This window comes from Pseudomonas sp. IT-P44, assembly GCF_949768225.1.
GTDB lineage: Bacteria > Pseudomonadota > Gammaproteobacteria > Pseudomonadales > Pseudomonadaceae > Aquipseudomonas > Aquipseudomonas migulae.
Map to the genome: position 1 here is coordinate 26887 of NZ_CATKQM010000011.1, position 16649 is coordinate 43535.

At 60.4% G+C, this 16649-nt stretch carries 18 protein-coding genes; 5 read left to right on the plus strand and 13 right to left on the minus strand.

The genetic code is table 11. From position 1 onward, the window contains the following. Window positions 1-70: 70 nt before the first annotated feature. Window positions 71-841 (minus strand): trans-aconitate 2-methyltransferase, encoded by a 771-nt coding sequence (gene tam, locus ACM6IO_RS06025; RefSeq protein ID WP_414911148.1) that lies wholly within the window; start codon window positions 839-841, stop codon window positions 71-73. Between the two features lie 393 nt (window positions 842-1234). On the opposite strand from tam, the gene ACM6IO_RS06030 reads away from it, so the two are divergent. Both ACM6IO_RS06030 and ACM6IO_RS06035 read left to right on the plus strand, forming a co-directional pair. Further along, window positions 1235-1738 carry an inclusion body family protein gene (locus ACM6IO_RS06030; RefSeq protein ID WP_008025740.1) on the plus strand — a complete coding sequence of 168 codons (504 nt, stop codon included), beginning with the start codon at window positions 1235-1237 and terminating at the stop codon, window positions 1736-1738. A 126-nt stretch (window positions 1739-1864) separates the two neighbouring features. Continuing rightward, window positions 1865-2401 (plus strand): AidA/PixA family protein, encoded by a 537-nt coding sequence (locus ACM6IO_RS06035; RefSeq protein ID WP_414911182.1) that lies wholly within the window; start codon window positions 1865-1867, stop codon window positions 2399-2401. 98 nt (window positions 2402-2499) lie between these two features. Here the strand turns inward: ACM6IO_RS06035 and ACM6IO_RS06040 are convergent, their stop codons facing one another. The 10 genes from ACM6IO_RS06040 to yiaY all read right to left on the minus strand — a co-directional run bounded on the left by ACM6IO_RS06040 (window position 2500) and on the right by yiaY (window position 12489). Next, entirely contained in the window at window positions 2500-3003 is a 504-nt protein-coding gene (locus tag ACM6IO_RS06040) for a DUF4142 domain-containing protein (RefSeq protein WP_192228673.1), read from the minus strand. A gap of 73 nt (window positions 3004-3076) precedes the next feature. Further along, window positions 3077-3235, minus strand: a complete 159-nt coding sequence (locus ACM6IO_RS06045; protein ID WP_008025734.1) for a KGG domain-containing protein — start codon at window positions 3233-3235, stop codon at window positions 3077-3079. A 118-nt stretch (window positions 3236-3353) separates the two neighbouring features. Further along, the gene (locus ACM6IO_RS06050; RefSeq protein ID WP_008036168.1) at window positions 3354-4703 is read right to left on the minus strand and encodes a bifunctional diguanylate cyclase/phosphodiesterase; all 1350 of its coding nucleotides are present in this window, start codon (window positions 4701-4703) and stop codon (window positions 3354-3356) included. 87 nt (window positions 4704-4790) lie between these two features. Further along, complete coding sequence (locus ACM6IO_RS06055) at window positions 4791-5429, minus strand: LysE family translocator (protein ID WP_414911149.1); 639 nt, start codon at window positions 5427-5429, stop codon at window positions 4791-4793. A gap of 17 nt (window positions 5430-5446) precedes the next feature. Further along, window positions 5447-5911 (minus strand): fosfomycin resistance glutathione transferase, encoded by a 465-nt coding sequence (fos, locus tag ACM6IO_RS06060; protein WP_414911150.1) that lies wholly within the window; start codon window positions 5909-5911, stop codon window positions 5447-5449. Window positions 5912-6513: 602 nt separating this feature from the next. Further along, window positions 6514-7845: an MFS transporter gene (locus ACM6IO_RS06065; RefSeq protein WP_008025730.1), complete on the minus strand. Its 1332-nt coding sequence runs from the start codon at window positions 7843-7845 to the stop codon at window positions 6514-6516. A 174-nt stretch (window positions 7846-8019) separates the two neighbouring features. Next, entirely contained in the window at window positions 8020-8946 is a 927-nt protein-coding gene (locus tag ACM6IO_RS06070) for a hydroxymethylglutaryl-CoA lyase (protein ID WP_414911151.1), read from the minus strand. Beyond that, window positions 8943-10136 (minus strand): CaiB/BaiF CoA transferase family protein, encoded by a 1194-nt coding sequence (locus ACM6IO_RS06075; RefSeq protein ID WP_414911152.1) that lies wholly within the window; start codon window positions 10134-10136, stop codon window positions 8943-8945. The genes ACM6IO_RS06070 and ACM6IO_RS06075 overlap by 4 nt, the downstream gene beginning before the upstream one ends. A gap of 225 nt (window positions 10137-10361) precedes the next feature. Beyond that, the gene (locus ACM6IO_RS06080; protein WP_008025723.1) at window positions 10362-11270 is read right to left on the minus strand and encodes a LysR family transcriptional regulator; all 909 of its coding nucleotides are present in this window, start codon (window positions 11268-11270) and stop codon (window positions 10362-10364) included. Window positions 11271-11340: 70 nt separating this feature from the next. Next, window positions 11341-12489, minus strand: a complete 1149-nt coding sequence (gene yiaY / locus ACM6IO_RS06085) for an L-threonine dehydrogenase (protein ID WP_008025719.1) — start codon at window positions 12487-12489, stop codon at window positions 11341-11343. 156 nt (window positions 12490-12645) lie between these two features. Between yiaY and ACM6IO_RS06090 the strand changes: the two genes are divergently transcribed. Next, entirely contained in the window at window positions 12646-13665 is a 1020-nt protein-coding gene (locus ACM6IO_RS06090; RefSeq protein WP_414911153.1) for a DUF4917 family protein, read from the plus strand. Window positions 13666-13786: 121 nt separating this feature from the next. Here ACM6IO_RS06090 and ACM6IO_RS06095 read toward each other — a convergent pair whose 3' ends face one another. Then, window positions 13787-14329 carry a helix-turn-helix domain-containing protein gene (locus ACM6IO_RS06095; RefSeq protein ID WP_414911154.1) on the minus strand — a complete coding sequence of 181 codons (543 nt, stop codon included), beginning with the start codon at window positions 14327-14329 and terminating at the stop codon, window positions 13787-13789. A 158-nt stretch (window positions 14330-14487) separates the two neighbouring features. Between ACM6IO_RS06095 and ACM6IO_RS06100 the strand changes: the two genes are divergently transcribed. Beyond that, on the plus strand, window positions 14488-15270 hold the full coding sequence (locus ACM6IO_RS06100) for an aldolase (protein ID WP_414911155.1): 783 nt from the start codon (window positions 14488-14490) through the stop codon (window positions 15268-15270). Window positions 15271-15299: 29 nt separating this feature from the next. Then, window positions 15300-16187: a dihydrodipicolinate synthase family protein gene (locus tag ACM6IO_RS06105; RefSeq protein WP_414911156.1), complete on the plus strand. Its 888-nt coding sequence runs from the start codon at window positions 15300-15302 to the stop codon at window positions 16185-16187. 111 nt (window positions 16188-16298) lie between these two features. Here ACM6IO_RS06105 and ACM6IO_RS06110 read toward each other — a convergent pair whose 3' ends face one another. Further along, window positions 16299-16643, minus strand: coding sequence for a YegP family protein (locus ACM6IO_RS06110; protein ID WP_008025708.1), 345 nt, complete (start codon window positions 16641-16643; stop codon window positions 16299-16301). Window positions 16644-16649: the final 6 nt, after the last annotated feature.

Genomic DNA, 16649 nt, shown 5'->3' on the forward strand with positions numbered 1-16649 from the left:
TCTTTTCGATTACTTGAGCACCAAGCGAAGGGACAGATGACGTTCCGCGTTATCCGTCCCTTTTCCGCACTTAGCGGGTGGCGACGATGAACAATCGCGGGAATGGCAGCAGCACCGAACCATCGCTCAACGTCGGGTACGCCTGCCCGATAGCGGCGTGATATTGCTTGAGGTAGTGCGCCTTTTCCGCGTCATCCAGCGGTTCGAGAAACGGCCGCAAGCCGCTGCCCTTGAACCACTCGACCACGCCCGACGTACCGCCCGCCAGCGGATGATGGTAGGTGGTGCGCCACACATCGACGCGCGCACAGTGCGGTCGCAGCATCGAGTAATAGTCGCTGGCACTGGCCATTTCCGTGCGTTGCCCGGCGGCGTCGGCCAATTTGCTGGCCCACGGGCCATTGGCAGCGACGTCACGCATCAGGCGATGGGACGGTTCGTTGAGGTTGTCGGGCATCTGAATCGCCAGGCTGCCACCGGGAGAAAGCTTGCTCACCAGAGCCGGCAGCAAATTCGCGTGATCGGGCAGCCACTGCAACACCGCGTTGGCGAAGATCACGTCGAACGGACCGCTCTCGTTCCAGGTGCCAATATCCACGGTGTCGAACTGCACCTGCGGCAAGCGCTTGCGGGCGGCTTCGATCATGTCGGTCGAACTGTCGACGCCGCGCACCGTGGCGCTGGTGAAGCGTTCCAGCAACAGCTCGGTCGAGTTGCCGGGGCCGCAACCGATGTCGATGGCCGAGCGTGCTTCAACGGGCGGGATCGCCGCGAGCAGATCCCGGGCCGGGCGCGTGCGTTCATCTTCAAAAGCGACGTATTGCTTGGCGGACCAACTCATTGCGTTCTCCTGTCGAATCGTTGTCCGGGCCTGGGCCGACAACCGGTTCGCTACGATACCTCGCCCCACGCATCCCTCCCTACCCGACTTTTGGATGTTCGAAGGATATGCAGGTCGTTTCTTATCGCCAAATGATCAGAATTCATAACCAGATCGACCGTTCGTCGAGCTATCAGCAAAGCAGTTTTGACAGCCTGAATTTCACTTCTATAGTCCAATCGCGGCCCGTCGGAAGGAACCCGAACCCGTTGGTTTGTACTCAAGGAGCAAGGCCAGCTCATGCCCGTGACAGGTGGGTTCCGTCCGTAGTGTTTGCGCAACGACCGCAAGGCAAGCAAGCGTTGTTGAGCCTGGAAAGATGCCAGGCATTCACTATGAACAAGGAGTTTCACTATGTCTCGAGTCACGGATGTACTGGTTTCCATTGACACCGAAACCATTCTGAAAAACTACCCGAACATCAGCAAAAACCCTGCTGCACCGACACTGATCGACGTCAATCACGTGTACATGGTGACCAACCAGAACAACGTGGTGAGCGGCCAGGCCGGTGGCGAACTCAACTTGAAAGCCCAGGTGGGCGACCTGATTCGCTGGCGTGAAACCAGCCTGTCGCAGAGCTTCGAGACCGCAGTGATTTTCTACAAGTTCGTCGGCAATATCGGCCTCGACTTGATCTCCACACCCACGCCACGCAAGGCTGTCGCCTGCGTTGCCGTGCCCAACACCAGCAATCCATCGGTGCCCAGCTGCCAGAAAGTCGATAACCATTACTGGTCTTCGGAAACCCTGTCCAGCGGCAGCGTGACGTATCACTTCCACTTCCTGATCGTGGATCGCGAGTGCAAGATCGTCGGCTGCTGTTCGTGGGACCCGTTCATTACCATCCGCAACTGACGAGCGTCAGGCCCCTTGGCAACGAGGGGCTTTTGCTGACTGCGTTGCCGCCTCGACAGGAACGGAATGCCTTGCATAAACCGAAGCGGCTACCGTCAAGTGTCACCATCATGAAAGGAATCCATGATGACTTCCGAACCGATAAAATCTCCTTCCTCAAGCGTCGCGACTGCCAATAATGTGTTGCTGATCGTCGATGCCGAATCACTGTTTCTACGCTACCCGGACCCGAGTCTTGAGGCGGAAAATCCGACACCCATTTCCGATGGATTCGTCTTCAGCATCAACGGATCGTCAGAACCACAAAGTACAACAAATGACAGCCTAATCACGTTGACCGCTGGCAGCGATGCGACTTTCCATATCCGCGGAAGAACCGTCAGCTTGCTCGCTGAGCACAGCGTGGTGTTTTACGAGATGTCTGTGGGTGACGCCGGCGTATTGTCGGTGCCGGAACTGGTGGTGCGGGGCGACCTGACAGTGCCGGCACCCGACACTGAAAACCCGACTGAACCGGGTACTCACCAAGCCGATGATCATTATTGGGCATGCACCCGACTCGCCGCCGGAGTTGAGGCGTGTGAGCTGCATTTCATGCTGGTTGATAAAAACTGCGAGGCGTTGGGGTATTTCAGTTGGGCGGTTGAAGTAAGGGTGCCCTGATCTGTAGGAGCCGGCTTGCTGGCGATGGCATCACCGCGGTTAATCAGCCACACCGCGTTGTCCGGATCGCCAGCAAGCCGGCTCCTACAGAAAGCGCGTCAGCAATCTGCTTGCAGCGCCCTGGCCATTTGCAGGTGGTTCTGCAGTTTGGGCAGGGTTTCTTCAGCGAAGGCTTTGATTTCCGGTACGTCGGTGGTCTGCGCCTCCTGCTCCAGTTGTTCGATGGCTTCCTGCGTGGTTTTCACCTGGCTGGCGGCGTATGCCTGATCAAAGGACGCACCCTCCTGCACTTGCGGCATCAAGGCTTTGGCCTTGTCGACCACCTCTTCCCGTGGCGCTACCGGCAGGTCCAGTTGCCTGGCGATTTTCGCCAGGTGCTGGTTCGCAGTGGTGCGGTCGTTGATGACGATGATGGTGAAGTCCTTGATCTCTTTGGATTCGGATTTCTGGTGCGCCAGGCGACTGGCTTCGATGTCGGCCATGCCTTTGGCCGAGGCATCGTTGATGAATTCGGTGGGTGACTGGGCAAAGGCACTGCTGGCACACAGGCCCAGTAACGTGGCAAATCCGGTGCTGCATAATCGGGTGGCCATCTGGCTCATGGTCGCGCCCTCCTCTCTATAAATTCAAACGGGAGCTTTCGCTCCCGCCTCTCAATCAAAACCACTTTCACCACTACTTGGATTTCTGGCCACCTTTGCGGCCCATGTCGGGTTTCAAAGGTTCTTTATCGACAGTCGTGGTGGTCGTTTTCCCACCTTTGCGACCGGCTTCAGACGCCTTCGTTCGATCGTTGGCGAAACTTCCCGAGTTCGAGTTTCTTGAGTTAGGCATGATTCTCTACCTCTTGGTGATGATCGCAGCGAGCAGGAGCCCGCATAGGATCTGAATTTCCATCACCGCAAAGGTTTAAAAAAAAACGGGATCGACGCGACGAACGGTGCCGTGGTTTTCAGGCCCCGAGTCGCAGGTGATGCTGGCGTTTGGCTGTGTACATCGCTTCGTCGGCATGGCGGAACAATTGCTTTTCTTCCGTGCCATGCTCGGGAAAATGCGCGACGCCGATGCTCAATTGAATGTTCAGGCTGTGCCCATCCAGCCGCAGCGGTTGCGCCAGGATATGACGGATTTTGCCCGCCACGCTGTCGGCATCTTCCGAGGCCTGAATGGTGTGCAGCAGCACCACGAACTCATCGCCGCCGATGCGCGCCACGGTGTCGGTTTCCCGCACGCAGCCTTTCAGGCGATTGGCGACCGCTTGCAGCAGCATGTCGCCGACTGCATGGCCGTGGGTGTCGTTGACTTCCTTGAAGCGGTCGAGGTCGACGTACAACAGCGCCATGCGCCCGCTTTCCGACTTGGCCAGTGCCAGTGAGGCTTTCAGCCGGTCCCGGAGCAACTCGCGATTGGGCAGTTGGGTCAGTTGATCGTATTGGGCCATGCGCTGCAGCCGGGCGTGCAACTGCTTGCGCTCGATGGCGGTGGCGACCTGGGCGCACACGAACTGCAACAGTTCCTTGTCTTGCTCGGTGTAGCGCTCGCCGCCCGCCACGCTTTTGACGATCAGCGCGCCGATGGTGCCTTTCTGAGAGTTCAACGGCACGCCCAGCCAGCACGGCGAATGCTGGCCCGTGACCAGCGCCTCGAATCCAGCGGGGGTGTTTTCCTGATTCGGGGTCAGCAGGATCGGTTGACCGCTGCGGATCACTTCGGCGCACAAGCGTCCGGTCACCGTTCCAGGCTGTTCGGGTTGCTGCTCGTTGTCGTCGACGTGGTAAGGGAAATTGAGCTGCGCGCAATGCTCGTCATACAGCGCCACGGAGAAGTTCAGCGCCGGCAGCCATTCACCGATGATCAGGTGGATGCGTTTGAACAACGCCAACAAATCTTCCGCCGCGTGGGCCGCTTCGGAGATCGCGTACAGCGCCGCTTGTCGGGACTCGGCCTGCTTGCGTTCGGTGATGTCACGGGCCACGGCGATGCGCAGTTGATCGACTTCCGACCAGCGTGCGGACCACAAGATGTGCACCACCCGGCCATCCTTGCGCACGTAGCGGTTTTCGAAGTTGAGTTTGGGGTCGCCGCCCATGATCTCCCGCGCGGCGTCGAGGGTGCGCTGGCGGTCGGCGGGATGCACCAGTTCGATCATCGGCTGGCCGACCAACTCGTCAGGCGTGTAGCCGAAAATGCGCTCGCAGGCCGCGCTGACAAAAACGAAGCGCCCCTGTTTATCGACCGCGCAAACGGCGTCCAGCAGTAGATCGATGTAACTCGCCGACGGCGCGGAATTTCTGGTTGCCATGGTGCAGAGAGCATGTCCGAACAATGCAGCAATAAAGAACCATCCCTGACCAGTGATGATGCCGCTGACGCGTCCCTGCGATCAGTTTCAAGCCTTGTTCGGCATCAGCCCCGGCAAGGCATGCACCAGGGCGTTGATGGCGAAACCGATAAACATCATCCCGCACAACCGGGTGATCGCCAGTTCATGCCGTTGATACAGGCTGCGCACCTGCCGTGCACCGACGATGCCAATGAGGATAGCGTAGGCGATCAAACCGCCAACGAAGCTCAGAACGATCAGCCAGGGCAACATCGACCAATGCAGCAGTTCCGCACGACTGGACAGCAACGCCGTAAAAGTCGCCACCGCCACCGGATAGGCTTTGGGATTGGTCAGACCAAACAGAATGCCGTGCCAGAACGGCTGCCGCGCCGGGCCTTGCGGCACTTCGGCGCTGCTGCGTTTGGCCCGCACTGCGCGCAAACCGAGCCAGAACAGATAGAGCCCGCTGAGCACGCCCAACACGTCAAACGCGGTGCTGCCAATTTCCCGCGCACCGACAATCGCGATCAGCGCGGTGCTGCACCAAACCACGTCCCCGAGCAAATGCCCGCACAAAAAGCCTGCCCCTGCCCTTCGCCCACGCGCTGCACCAATACCGAACACCGCCAAAACGCCGGGCCCGGGCGTGATGCCGTAGATAAAGCCCGAGGCGAGAACGGCCATGAGCAGCGATGGGGTCATCGGGAAATCCTTTTGTACTATCCGGTGAATGGGCGCAAGTCTATATCAGGTCCCGGGGAATCGACTGACTGATCGTCGAAGAACTTCATTCCTGCGTACGACCCCTGACGACAGGCTGCCAATCGCGACGACAGATCGCCAACATGGGCTTCGAGCTGGTGGCCGTCGGGGTCGAGGAAGTAGAACGACGCGCCTTCGCTGCGGTTTTCGCGCCATTCGCGGACGTTGGCGGCACGAAGGCGCTCGACGAATGGCAGGAAGCCAGATGCGCTGATGCTGAAGGCGTAATGGGTGTAGTCGGTGGCGGGTTCAGTGTTGCGCAGGGGATCGAGGGAAAGGCACAGCCACAGGCCGGGTAGCGAGAGATAGGCGCCGGAGTCCCATGTGGCTTCGAGCTTAAGTTGCAGGATGTCGTGATAGAACGCCACGCTGCGGTTCAGGTCGGTGACGGCGAGGGTCAGGTGGTTGAGGCCGGTTAGCAATCTGATTACCTCGAACGTCGAAAGATAGGCTGTGCAATATCTCCTCCTCAATCCGCTCATACAACCCGTTCAACGCCTGATTCAGGACCAGATCCCTTGAATGAGCTGGCTTGCAAGCGATAGCGGTCTGAGATTGCAATGCGGTTTTCGAGAGCCCCATCGCCAGCAAGCCGGCTCCTACAGGGTTGTGCGTGCTTTGGGAGAGATCGTTATTACCTGAACGCCGCGGTCCTGTAGGAGCTGGCTTGCCAGCGATTGCGGTCTGAAGTTGCAATGCGGTTTTCGAGGGCCCCATCGCCGGCAAGCCGGCTCCTACAGGGTTGTGCGTGCTTTGGGAGCTATCGTTAATTCCTGCACGCCGCGGTCTTGTAGGAGCTGGCTTGCCAGCGATGGCGGTCTGAAATTGCAATGCAGTTTTTGAGGGACTCATCGCCGGCAAGCCGGCTCCTACAGGGTTGTGGTTGCTTTGGGAGCGATCGTTATTACCTGAACGCCGCGGTCTTGTAGGAGCTGGCTTGCCAGCGATTGCGGTCTGGGATTGCGATGCAGTTTTTGAGGGACGCATCGCCAGCAAGCCGGCTCCTACAGGGCTGTGTACTTCCCTAGAACTTGTCGAGCGTGCGCAGTTTTTGCGGCAGCCCCCACAACAACAGCGCAACCGCGATCAGCGCGCAGACGCCGATGACGTACAGCGCCGGTGTGGTGCTGCCGGTCAGGTCTTTGATTCGCCCGACCATGACCGGGCTGACGATGCCGCCGAACTGGCCGAGGGTGTTGATCACCGCGATCCCGCCCGCAGCCCCTGCGCCGGCACCGGCCAGCAGTTTCGGTGGCAGGGTCCAGAAGCTCGGAATTGAGGCGATGATCCCGGCGCCGAGCAAGCCCAGTGCGACAATCAGGAAAGTCGTGTGGTTGGCGAAGATCCCGGCACAGAAGAACCCTAGCGCGCCCACCGCCACCAGCCCGGCGACAAACTTGCGCCGCTCGCCGGTCGAGTCGGACAACCGCCCGATCACCACCATGCTGATCGCACCGCAGATGTACGGAATCGCGGTCAGCAAACCGATCATCACCGGGCTCTCGGTGCCTGCACTGCGGATCAGTTGCGGTGCCCAGAAGTTCAAGCCGTAGGACGCCACCTGAATCAGGAAGTAGATCAGGCCCAGCGTGAGAAAACCGGGAATCCGCAGCGCGGCGAGCAGCGAGCCACCGCTCTTGTGCGGTTCGTGGTGAGCGATGCGGCTGGCCAGCAACGTCTTCTCCGATGGTGTCAGCCAATGGGCGTCTTCGATGCGGTCCTTGAGCAAGGTCAGCACCAGCAAACCAAGGCCAATGCAGGGCACGCCGCCGAGCAGAAACAGCCAATGCCAGCCGCGCATGTCCAGGAAACCATCGAGGTGTTGCAGCACCAACCCGGAGAACGGTGCGCCGACCAGCCCGGCAAATGCTGATGACAGGAACAGCATCGAGGTGATGCGCCCACGATAATGCTGCGGGAACCACAGCGTCAGGTAATACAGGACGCCCGGCGCAAAACCCGCTTCCATCGCGCCGATCACGAAGCGCAACGCGTAGAACTGCCATTCGCTGTTGACGAAGACCATCGCCGCCGTCGCAAGGCCCCAGGACATCATGATTCGGGCGATCCAGCGTCGGGCGCCGACCTTGTACAGCATCATGTTGCTCGGCACTTCGAAGATCACGTAACCGACCACGAACAGACCGGCGCCGAGGCCGTACGCGGTGTCGCTCAGGCTCAGGTCGGCCTGCAACTGGAACTTGGCGAAGCTGATGTTGATGCGGTCGAAAAAGGCGAACAGGTAGCAGACCATGATCAGCGGCATCAGGCGCCAGGCGACTTTGCTGACCAGGGCTTTTTCTTCGTCGTGGCTAACGGACGGGCTCGCGCCCGCCTCCAGTACATTGAGGCTCATGGTGCTTTCTCCAGGCGGACTTCCCGTGGGTGTCCGATTGTTTTTGTTGTCTGGTGGATATCGCTTTTTGTAGGAGCCGGCTTGCTGGCGATATGGCCGGCCCATCCAACATAGATGTCGCCTGACCCACCGTTATCGCCAGCAAGCCGGCTCCTACAAGGGGATTCGGTGTGGTCAGGAGGGGCTTGGGTGCAGGTCGCAATTGCGGCCGGCCTTGGCCAGTTGGCCGGGGACTTCGTGGCCGAGCAGCGCGGGTAATCCTCGCGACAAGTTCAACAACAATGGCAGATCGATGCCGGTATGAATGCCGATTTCATCGCACAGGTTGACCAGGTCTTCGGTGCAGATATTGCCCGAGGCGCCGGGTGCGAACGGGCAACCACCGAGCCCGCCGAGGGCCGCGTCGAAGCGTCGGGCACCCGCCTCGTAAGCCGCCAGCACGTTGCACAAACCGAGGCCGCGGGTGTTGTGGAAATGCAGGGTCAGATCCGCTGGCGAAACCCGCTGCAACACCCGCCGCACCAGCCGATCCACCTGCCGCGGATTAGCCATGCCAGTGGTGTCGGCCAAGGTGACGCCCTGAATCCCGAGCTCCTGATATTCATCGACGATTTGCAGCACGCGGTCCTCATCGATCTTGCCCTCGAACGGGCAACCGAAAGTGGTGGCGATGCTGCCGTTCAATCGAACCTTTGTGTCTCCCACGTATTGCACGATCTCGCCGAACGCGGCCAATGAAGCTTCGCAACGCATGCGCATGTTGGCCAGGTTGTGAGTCTGGCTGGCGGACATCACCAGGTTCAGCTCATCGGCGCGGCACGCCAATGCCCGTTGCGCGCCCTTGAGGTTGGGGATCAACGCGACATAGATCACTCCCGGTTGGCGGGCGATGCCCTTGAACACCAGCTCACCATCGCGCAGGGCGGGAATGGCCTTGGGCGACACGAACGAACCGGCTTCGATGCGGCTGAATCCAGCCAGTGACAGCTGATCGATCAACGCGATTTTGTCGACCGTTTCCACCCAGGTCGGTTCGATCTGCAGGCCGTCGCGCGGGGAGACTTCCTGAACGATCAGGCTCTCGGAAAAATCAGTGATCATTGCACCACCCCTTCAGTTTTCAGGCGTTCGATGTCCGCATCCGTCAGGCCCAGCCCCGCGAGAATCCCGTCGGTGTGCTGGCCCAGGCCCGGTCCCGACCAGTTCACGCCGCCGGGGGTTTCGGAAAGTTTGGGCACGATGCCCGGCATCTTCACTTTCGCACCGCCGGGCAGGTCGGCGCTGAGCAGCATGTCCCGCGCCTGATAGTGCGGGTCGGCGACGATGTCGGCCACGGAATAGATGCGTCCGGCCGGTACTTCAGCGGCTTCCAGTGCCGCCAGCACGTCATCGATGGGCAGGCTGCTGGTCCAGTGGGTGATGGCGGCGTCGAGCACGTTACTTTTCAAGGCGCGGCCATCGTTGTGAGCAAACTCTGGCGCTTCGGCCAGATCGCGACGACCGATCACGTCCATCAAACGCTTGTAGATCGGGTCGCTGTTGCCGGCGATCACCACGTAGGCGCCATCGGCCGTCAGGTAGGTGTTGGACGGCGCGATGCCCGGCAAGGCACCGCCGCTGCGTTCGCGAACATGGCCGAGCATGTCGTATTCCGGCACCAGGCTTTCCATGACATTGAACACGCTTTCAGCCAGCGACACATCGACCACTTGCCCGCCGCCCTGCCCGGTCTTGACCCGCAGCAGCGACATCAACGCACCAATCACCGCGTGCAAAGACGCCAGGGAATCACCGAGGCTGACACCCACCCTCGCCGGCGGCGAACCGGGGGTGCCGGTGGTGTAGCGAATGCCGCCCATGGCCTCGCCGATCGCGCCGAAACCCGGACGGTCGCGGTAGGGGCCGGTCTGGCCGTAACCGGAAATGCGTACCAGCGTCAGGTTGGGATTGAGCGCGTGCAGCACGTCCCAGCCCAGACCGAGTTTTTCCAGGGCGCCGGGGCGCAGGTTTTCGATCAGCACGTCGGCACTGGTCGCCAGTTGCTTGACCAGTTCGATGCCTTCGGGGGATTTCAGATTCAGCGCCAGGGACTTCTTGTTGCGCGATTGCAGGTACCACCACAGCGAGGTGCCCTCGTGCAGTTTGCGCCATTTGCGCAGGGGGTCGCCCTGGCCCATGGCTTCGATCTTGATCACTTCGGCGCCGAACTCGGCGAGCATGCGCGCGGCGAACGGCGCGGCGATCAGCGTGCCGATTTCGATCACTTTGATTGCGCTCAGGGGGGCAGTCATCGCGGGGTACCTCTTATTCTTGGAATATGCGCCAAGGCTAGAGGAGCGAGGGGAATGGAATCCAACCTTCAGTTGGCAACGGGCGTTCGCCAAACGCGAACGCTCTGGAAGATTGTCGCGACCTCAGGTCAGCCTTCGCGGGCAAGCCTCGCTCCTACAGGTTCTGCGGGATCCCTGTAGGAGCGAGGCTTGCCCGCGAAGGGGCCGGACCTGCCAACGATAATCTCAACCCTGCCCGCGCAACTGCTCAAACAACATCCGGCTCACCGGCGACAACGCCGCTTCATCGCGCACGACGATGATCAACGCCCGATCCGACCAGTCATCCGTCAACGGCACCGCATGCAAACCCAACGCCCGGCCAAACAGTTCATAAGCCTTCTGCGGCAAAATCCCGATGCCCATGTTGGCCTGGACCATCCGGCACATCGCATCGAACCCCGGCACATGAATCCGCAGCCGCAGCACTTTGCCCGCCTGACGCGCGGCCGCGTGGGTGCGCATGTTGATGGAACTGGCGGCGTGCAGGCCGACGTAATCGCTGTCCAGCGTATCGGCGAACGCCAGGCTGGAACGGCTGGCCAAGGGATGATCCGGCAGCATCAGCACCACCAGTTTGTCCTGGCGATACAGCACGCTGTGCAGACCTTTCACATCGCTGTCGCTGGAACAGATCCCGAGGTCCGCCACGCCATCCAGCACCCCTTGAATCACCCCGCTGCTGGGGCGTTCTTCGAGGTCGGTCTTGACCTGCGGATGACGTTCGGAAAAGTCCCGCAGGTCTTCCGGCAGGAATTGAATGATCGCCGACAGGTTGGCGAGCATCCGCACATAGCCGCGAATACCGTGGCTGTGCTCGCCTAACTCCAGGCCCATTTTCTCGACGTTGAACAACATCTGCCGAGCGTGGTGCAACAGGGTTTCGCCGGCCGGAGTCAAGGTCATGCCTTTGGCCTGACGCACAAACAGACTGATGCCCAGCGCCTCCTCCAACTCCATCAACCGCTTGCTCGCCGCCGACACCGCAATCGCTTCGCGCGCAGCGGCACGGGTCAGCGTGCCTTCTTCGTGGACGGCGACAAACAGTTGAAGGGTCATCAGATCGAGACGGCGGATCAGGCTTTTTTGCAGCATGGAGGGCTCGGCGATGTCGGTTCGGGCGAAGACGCAGCATAGCGTCCTTTGCGCCCGAACCGTGCGACCGTCAAAACGCGCTGCGGAAAATCTCCTCGATCTGCCGCTGATCCGCTGCACGTGGGTTGGTCACGCCGCACGCGTCTTTCAAGGCGTTGCTGGCGAGCGTCGGGATGTCGTTGAGCCGGGCGCCGAGTTCACGCAACCCGGCGGGGATTTCCACATCCCTGGCCAGGCTGCGGATCGCCGTAATGGCTGCCTGCGCGCCCTCTTCCGGGCTGAAGCCGCGAATATCGGCGCCCATTGCGTGGGCCACGTCGGTCAGGCGCTCGGCGCACACCAGCGCGTTGAAGCTCTGCACATGCGGCAACAGCACGGCGTTACAAACGCCATGGGGCAAGTCGTAGAAACCACCCAGCTGGTGCGCCATGGCATGCACGTAGCCAAGGGACGCATTATTGAACGCCATGCCCGCGAGGAACTGTGCGTAAGCCATGTTTTCCCGCGCGGCCAGGTCGCTGCCATCGCGCACGGCCAGGCGCAGGTTGCTGCTGATCAGCGTCATCGCCTTCAGCGCGCAGGCATCGGTGATCGGGTTGGCAGCGGTGGACACGTAGGCTTCGATGGCGTGGGTCAGCGCGTCCATCCCGGTGGCGGCGGTCAGGCTTTTGGGCATGGCGACCATCAGCGCCGGGTCGTTGACCGACAGCAGCGGCGTGACGTTGCGGTCGACGATGGCCATTTTCACGTGACGGGTTTCGTCAGTGATGATGCAGAAACGCGTCATCTCGCTGGCGGTGCCGGCGGTGGTGTTGATGGCGATCAACGGCAGTTGCGGCTTCTCGGATTGATCGACGCCTTCGTAGTCACGAATCTGCCCGCCATTGGTCGCGCACAACGCGATGCCTTTGGCGCAGTCGTGGGGCGAACCACCGCCCAGCGACACCACGAAATCACAGCGACTTTCCTTGAGCAGGCCAAGCCCGCTCTCGACGTTGGCGATGCTCGGGTTGGGCTTGGCGCCGTCGAAGATGACCGAGTCGATGTCTTTCATTGCCAGCCTTTCGGCGATCATCGCAGCCACGCCCGCCTTGGCCAGCCCGGCGTCGGTGACGATCAGCGCCTTTTTAAAACCGTACTTGCCGATGGCGTCCATGGCCTCGTCGAGGCAACCAATACCCATGATGTTCACGGCGGGGATGAAAAACGTGCTGCTCATGGCGAATCTCCAGGTCTGGGCCGTATCGGCGGTTCGATCCGGCGGATACTCACAGGATCGACCCATCGGCGCGGCGTTAACTTGATCTGGCTCAAGTCCGGGTCGTGATAAAGTCGCCGCCCATCCGACCTTTTGCTTTTTGAGACGACGACCGCAATGACCGATTTCCAGGATGTCGATGCCCAACTAGAAGACTGGAACGCCCTGCGCGCCACCGCCTCGATCAGCGGCCTGCTGGTGGGCAACGGCGCCAGCCGCGCGGTCTGGGACGATTTCGGCTACGACTCGCTGTTCGAAAACGCCCGCACCGTCGAAGAAAAACCCCTGAGCCAGTCCGAACTCAGCGTGTTCGACGCGATGCAAACGCGCAGTTTCGAGCAGGTGCTGGGTGCGCTGAAAACCACCAGCCGGGTGAACAAGGCCCTGGCCGTCAGCTCCGCCGCGCCGCGCAATCGCTACTACGCGATCAAGGAAGCGCTGATCAACACCGTGCACGCGGTGCACATCCCGTGGCGACTGGTGGTGCCTTCGACACTGGCGACGATCAATCAGGAACTGGGTCGTTACCGGACGGTGTTCACCACCAATTACGACTTGCTCAACTACTGGGCGATCCAGCACCAGCCGGATGCGATCACCGACCTGTTCCAGGGTGCCGAGCCAGGGTTTGATTTGAGCGCCACGGCGACCGATAAAACCCGTCTGCTGTACCTGCACGGCGGTTTGCATCTGGTGCGCAATCAGGACGGCACGGCACGCAAACTGATGTCGACCGAAGGCACGCTGCTGGGCAGCTTTGCGATCAACAACACGATCAAGACGCTGGATGACGTGCCGCTGTTTGTGAACGAAGGGCCGAGTGCAGACAAGCTCAAGACCATCCGCAGCTCGGATTATCTGTCGTTTTGCTATGACCAGTTATTGGGGCATGCCGAGGGCTTGTGCATCTTTGGGCATGCGCTGGGCGAGCAGGACAGCCACATCATTCATGCGTTGCGCCAGGCGAAACCCAAGATGGTCGCGATTTCGATTTATCCGCGCAGCAAGGCGTTTATCCAGCATCAGAAGCGGCATTACGCGAAGGTGTTTGAGGGGACCGGATCAGAGCTGCGGTTTTTTGATTCGAAGACGCATGCGCTTGGAAGTCCCAAGCTCACCGTTCCCGTCGAGGTGTAACACCGATTTTGTAGGAGCCGGCTTGCTGGCGATGGCGGCGGGTCAGTCGACGCATTTATCGCCTGATCGGACGCAATCGCCAGCAAGCCGGCTCCTACAGGGGTGCGCGGTGTTATGCAGCTCACTCTTCAGCGCTATGCACCACCACCAGCAACTGCGCCTGAACCTCGCCCACTGAGCGGATCCGGTGCGGTTTCTGCGCATTGAAGTGCAGCGCATCACCGCGCTCTAGCAGCACGCGCTCGTTCATGAAGTCCACTTCCACCTGCCCTTCATGGACAAACAGAAACTCCTCCCCCACGTGTTCCTTGAAGGTTTTGTCCGCGAATTCGAACGGCGGATAAATGATGAACGGCAGCAGACTGCGCTCACTCACCTGATGCGCCAGCACCGCATAGCCGGGGCTCTCATCATTGACCGCCAGCGACTGACGTTCATGGCTGCGCACCAGGCTGTAGCTGTCGAGGCTGACGCTATCTTCGGAGAACAATTCCTCGACCTTGACGTTCAGCGCCTTGGCCAGCTTCAGCGCAGCCGCGATGGACGGCGTATTCAACCCGCGCTCGACTTTCGACAGATAGCTCTTGGTCATCCCGGATTTTTCAGCCAGGGCCTCAAGCGTCACGCCCAGTTTTTTTCTCAGTAATTTCAAACGGATAGACATGCAGAACGATTAATCCATCGAGGAGGCAACGATTCATCCTTGCCAATGACACAAAGTGTCATATAGCATCATTTGTGTCATTTGCATTCACCAAGGCCTTGCGAGCAACGAGTGAACGGCAAATCCGACGTCCATTGAACCATCCAAAGGACACCGATATGGCCAAGACCTTAGCATTACCCAAAGAGCAACTGGTCAAGCAAGCGCTGACCCAGATGCAAAATACCCTGGCAGATAATACGTGGACCGACCGGCAAAAGCTGGCCCTGACCTGCCGCATTCTGTTCGAGCACGGCCACGACTCCGGCCTGGCCGGGCAGATCACCGCCCGTGGCCCGCAGCCCGGCACTTACTACACTCAACAACTGGGCCTGGGTTTCGACGAAATCACCGCCAGCAACCTGCTGCTGGTCAACGAAGACCTGGAAGTGCTTGAAGGCCACGGCATGCCCAACCCGGCCAACCGTTTCCACAGTTGGGTGTACCGCGCCCGGCCGGACGTGAACTGCATCATTCACACGCACCCGACGCACGTCGCGGCGCTGTCGATGCTCGAAGTGCCGCTGCAGATTTCCCACATGGACCTCTGCCCGCTCTACGACGATTGCGCGTTTCTCGAAGGCTGGCCGGGTGTGCCGGTCGGTAACGAAGAAGGCGAACTGATTGCCGGCGCCCTCGGCGACAAGCGCGCGGTCCTGCTGTCGCACCACGGCCAGTTGTCCACCGGCACGACCATCGAAGAAGCCTGTGTGATCGCGCAACTGATCGAACGCGCCGCGAAGCTGCAACTGTTGGCCATGAGCGCCGGGACCATCAAGCCGATCATTCCGAAACTGGGCCGTGAAGCCCACGACTGGATCTCGAAACCCAAGCGCCATGGCGCTGCGTTCAACTACTACGCTCGGCAGAACCTGCGCCAACACGCCGATTGCCTGAACTGAACCCACGCATTTTCAAGAGGAGCGTCGCCATGTCGACCCCAACGATTCACGGCATCATCGGCTACACCATCACCCCGTTCACCGCCAATGGCGAAGGCGTTGATCTCGACGCGCTCGGACGTTCCATCGACCGCCTGATCGACGACGGCGTCCACTCGATCGCGCCGCTGGGCAGCACCGGCGAAGGCGCCTACCTGAGCGACGCGGAGTGGGACCAGGTCAGCGAGTTCAGCATCAAGCACGTGGCCAAACGGGTGCCGACCATCGTCAGCGTATCCGACCTGACCACCGCCAAAGCGGTGCGCCGCGCACGTTTCGCCGAAGCCCATGGCGCCGACGTGGTGATGGTCTTGCCGACGTCTTACTGGAAACTCAGCGAAGCGGAAATCCTCGCCCATTACCGCGCCATCGGCGACAGCATCGGCGTACCGATCATGCTCTACAACAACCCGGCCACCAGCGGCACGGACATGTCGGTCGACCTGATCCTGCGCATCGTCAACACCGTGGACAACGTGACCATGGTCAAGGAGAGCACCGGCGACATCCAGCGCATGCACCAATTGCAACGGCTCGGCGAAGGTCAGGTGCCGTTCTACAACGGCTGCAATCCGCTGGCGCTGGAGGCTTTTGCAGCGGGTGCGAAAGGCTGGTGTACGGCGGCGCCGAACCTGATTGCGCAGCTCAATCTCGATTTGTATGAAGCGGTATTGGCCAATGATCTGAGCAAGGCGCGTGAATTGTTCTATCGCCAGTTGCCGTTGCTGGACTTCATTTTGAAGGGCGGGTTGCCGGCGACGATCAAGGCCGGTTTGCGTGCGACCGGGCTGGAGGTGGGGGATCCGCGATTGCCGGTGTTTCCTCTCGGTGAGGCTGGGCTGAGTCAGCTTCAAGGCTTGTTGAACGCGTTGCGCTGATCCCCAAACCCTGTAGGAGCCAGCTTGCTGGCGATGGTGTGTCAGTCGACACTTCTGTAGCTGACACACCATCGCCGGCAAGCCGGCTCCTACAAGGGTTTTGTGTGGTTTTTAGAGCACCGGCAAGGTCTTGTCCTTGATCACGGTGGTCGGGCCGTTGGTCTTCACGCTGGCGATGCCTTTTTCCCGCGCGGCCTCGGAAGAATAGGCCTCGCTGCTGCCGATGATCTCGTGGTTGGCGGCCTTGAGGTTGAAATACGGATGGCCATCCTTGGTTGTCTTTTTCTCGTAGCGCTCATCCAGCGGGCTGTTCTTCTGCACTGAGGCGATGCCGTTTTCGGCGGCGCTGCGAGTGGTGTAGTGCTCGCTGTTCAGAATGGTTTCGGCATTCGCCGCTTTCAGCACGAAGCGAAACTGGCCGTTGCTGGTTTTGCTCAACTCATACCATCCAGACATAATTTT

Coding starts and splice junctions, on each gene's coding strand:
- tam (WP_414911148.1), bottom strand. CDS start 841: ATGAGTTGGTCCGCCAAGCAATACGTCGCTTTTGAAGATGAACGCACG.
- ACM6IO_RS06030 (WP_008025740.1), top strand. CDS start 1,235: ATGTCTCGAGTCACGGATGTACTGGTTTCCATTGACACCGAAACCATT.
- ACM6IO_RS06095 (WP_414911154.1), bottom strand. CDS start 14,329: ATGTCTATCCGTTTGAAATTACTGAGAAAAAAACTGGGCGTGACGCTT.
- yiaY (WP_008025719.1), bottom strand. CDS start 12,489: ATGAGCAGCACGTTTTTCATCCCCGCCGTGAACATCATGGGTATTGGT.
- ACM6IO_RS06065 (WP_008025730.1), bottom strand. CDS start 7,845: ATGAGCCTCAATGTACTGGAGGCGGGCGCGAGCCCGTCCGTTAGCCAC.
- ACM6IO_RS06045 (WP_008025734.1), bottom strand. CDS start 3,235: ATGCCTAACTCAAGAAACTCGAACTCGGGAAGTTTCGCCAACGATCGA.
- ACM6IO_RS06070 (WP_414911151.1), bottom strand. CDS start 8,946: ATGATCACTGATTTTTCCGAGAGCCTGATCGTTCAGGAAGTCTCCCCG.
- ACM6IO_RS06100 (WP_414911155.1), top strand. CDS start 14,488: ATGGCCAAGACCTTAGCATTACCCAAAGAGCAACTGGTCAAGCAAGCG.
- ACM6IO_RS06110 (WP_008025708.1), bottom strand. CDS start 16,643: ATGTCTGGATGGTATGAGTTGAGCAAAACCAGCAACGGCCAGTTTCGC.
- ACM6IO_RS06090 (WP_414911153.1), top strand. CDS start 12,646: ATGACCGATTTCCAGGATGTCGATGCCCAACTAGAAGACTGGAACGCC.
- ACM6IO_RS06050 (WP_008036168.1), bottom strand. CDS start 4,703: ATGGCAACCAGAAATTCCGCGCCGTCGGCGAGTTACATCGATCTACTG.
- ACM6IO_RS06075 (WP_414911152.1), bottom strand. CDS start 10,136: ATGACTGCCCCCCTGAGCGCAATCAAAGTGATCGAAATCGGCACGCTG.
- ACM6IO_RS06040 (WP_192228673.1), bottom strand. CDS start 3,003: ATGAGCCAGATGGCCACCCGATTATGCAGCACCGGATTTGCCACGTTA.
- ACM6IO_RS06055 (WP_414911149.1), bottom strand. CDS start 5,429: ATGACCCCATCGCTGCTCATGGCCGTTCTCGCCTCGGGCTTTATCTAC.
- ACM6IO_RS06035 (WP_414911182.1), top strand. CDS start 1,865: ATGACTTCCGAACCGATAAAATCTCCTTCCTCAAGCGTCGCGACTGCC.
- ACM6IO_RS06080 (WP_008025723.1), bottom strand. CDS start 11,270: ATGCTGCAAAAAAGCCTGATCCGCCGTCTCGATCTGATGACCCTTCAA.
- ACM6IO_RS06105 (WP_414911156.1), top strand. CDS start 15,300: ATGTCGACCCCAACGATTCACGGCATCATCGGCTACACCATCACCCCG.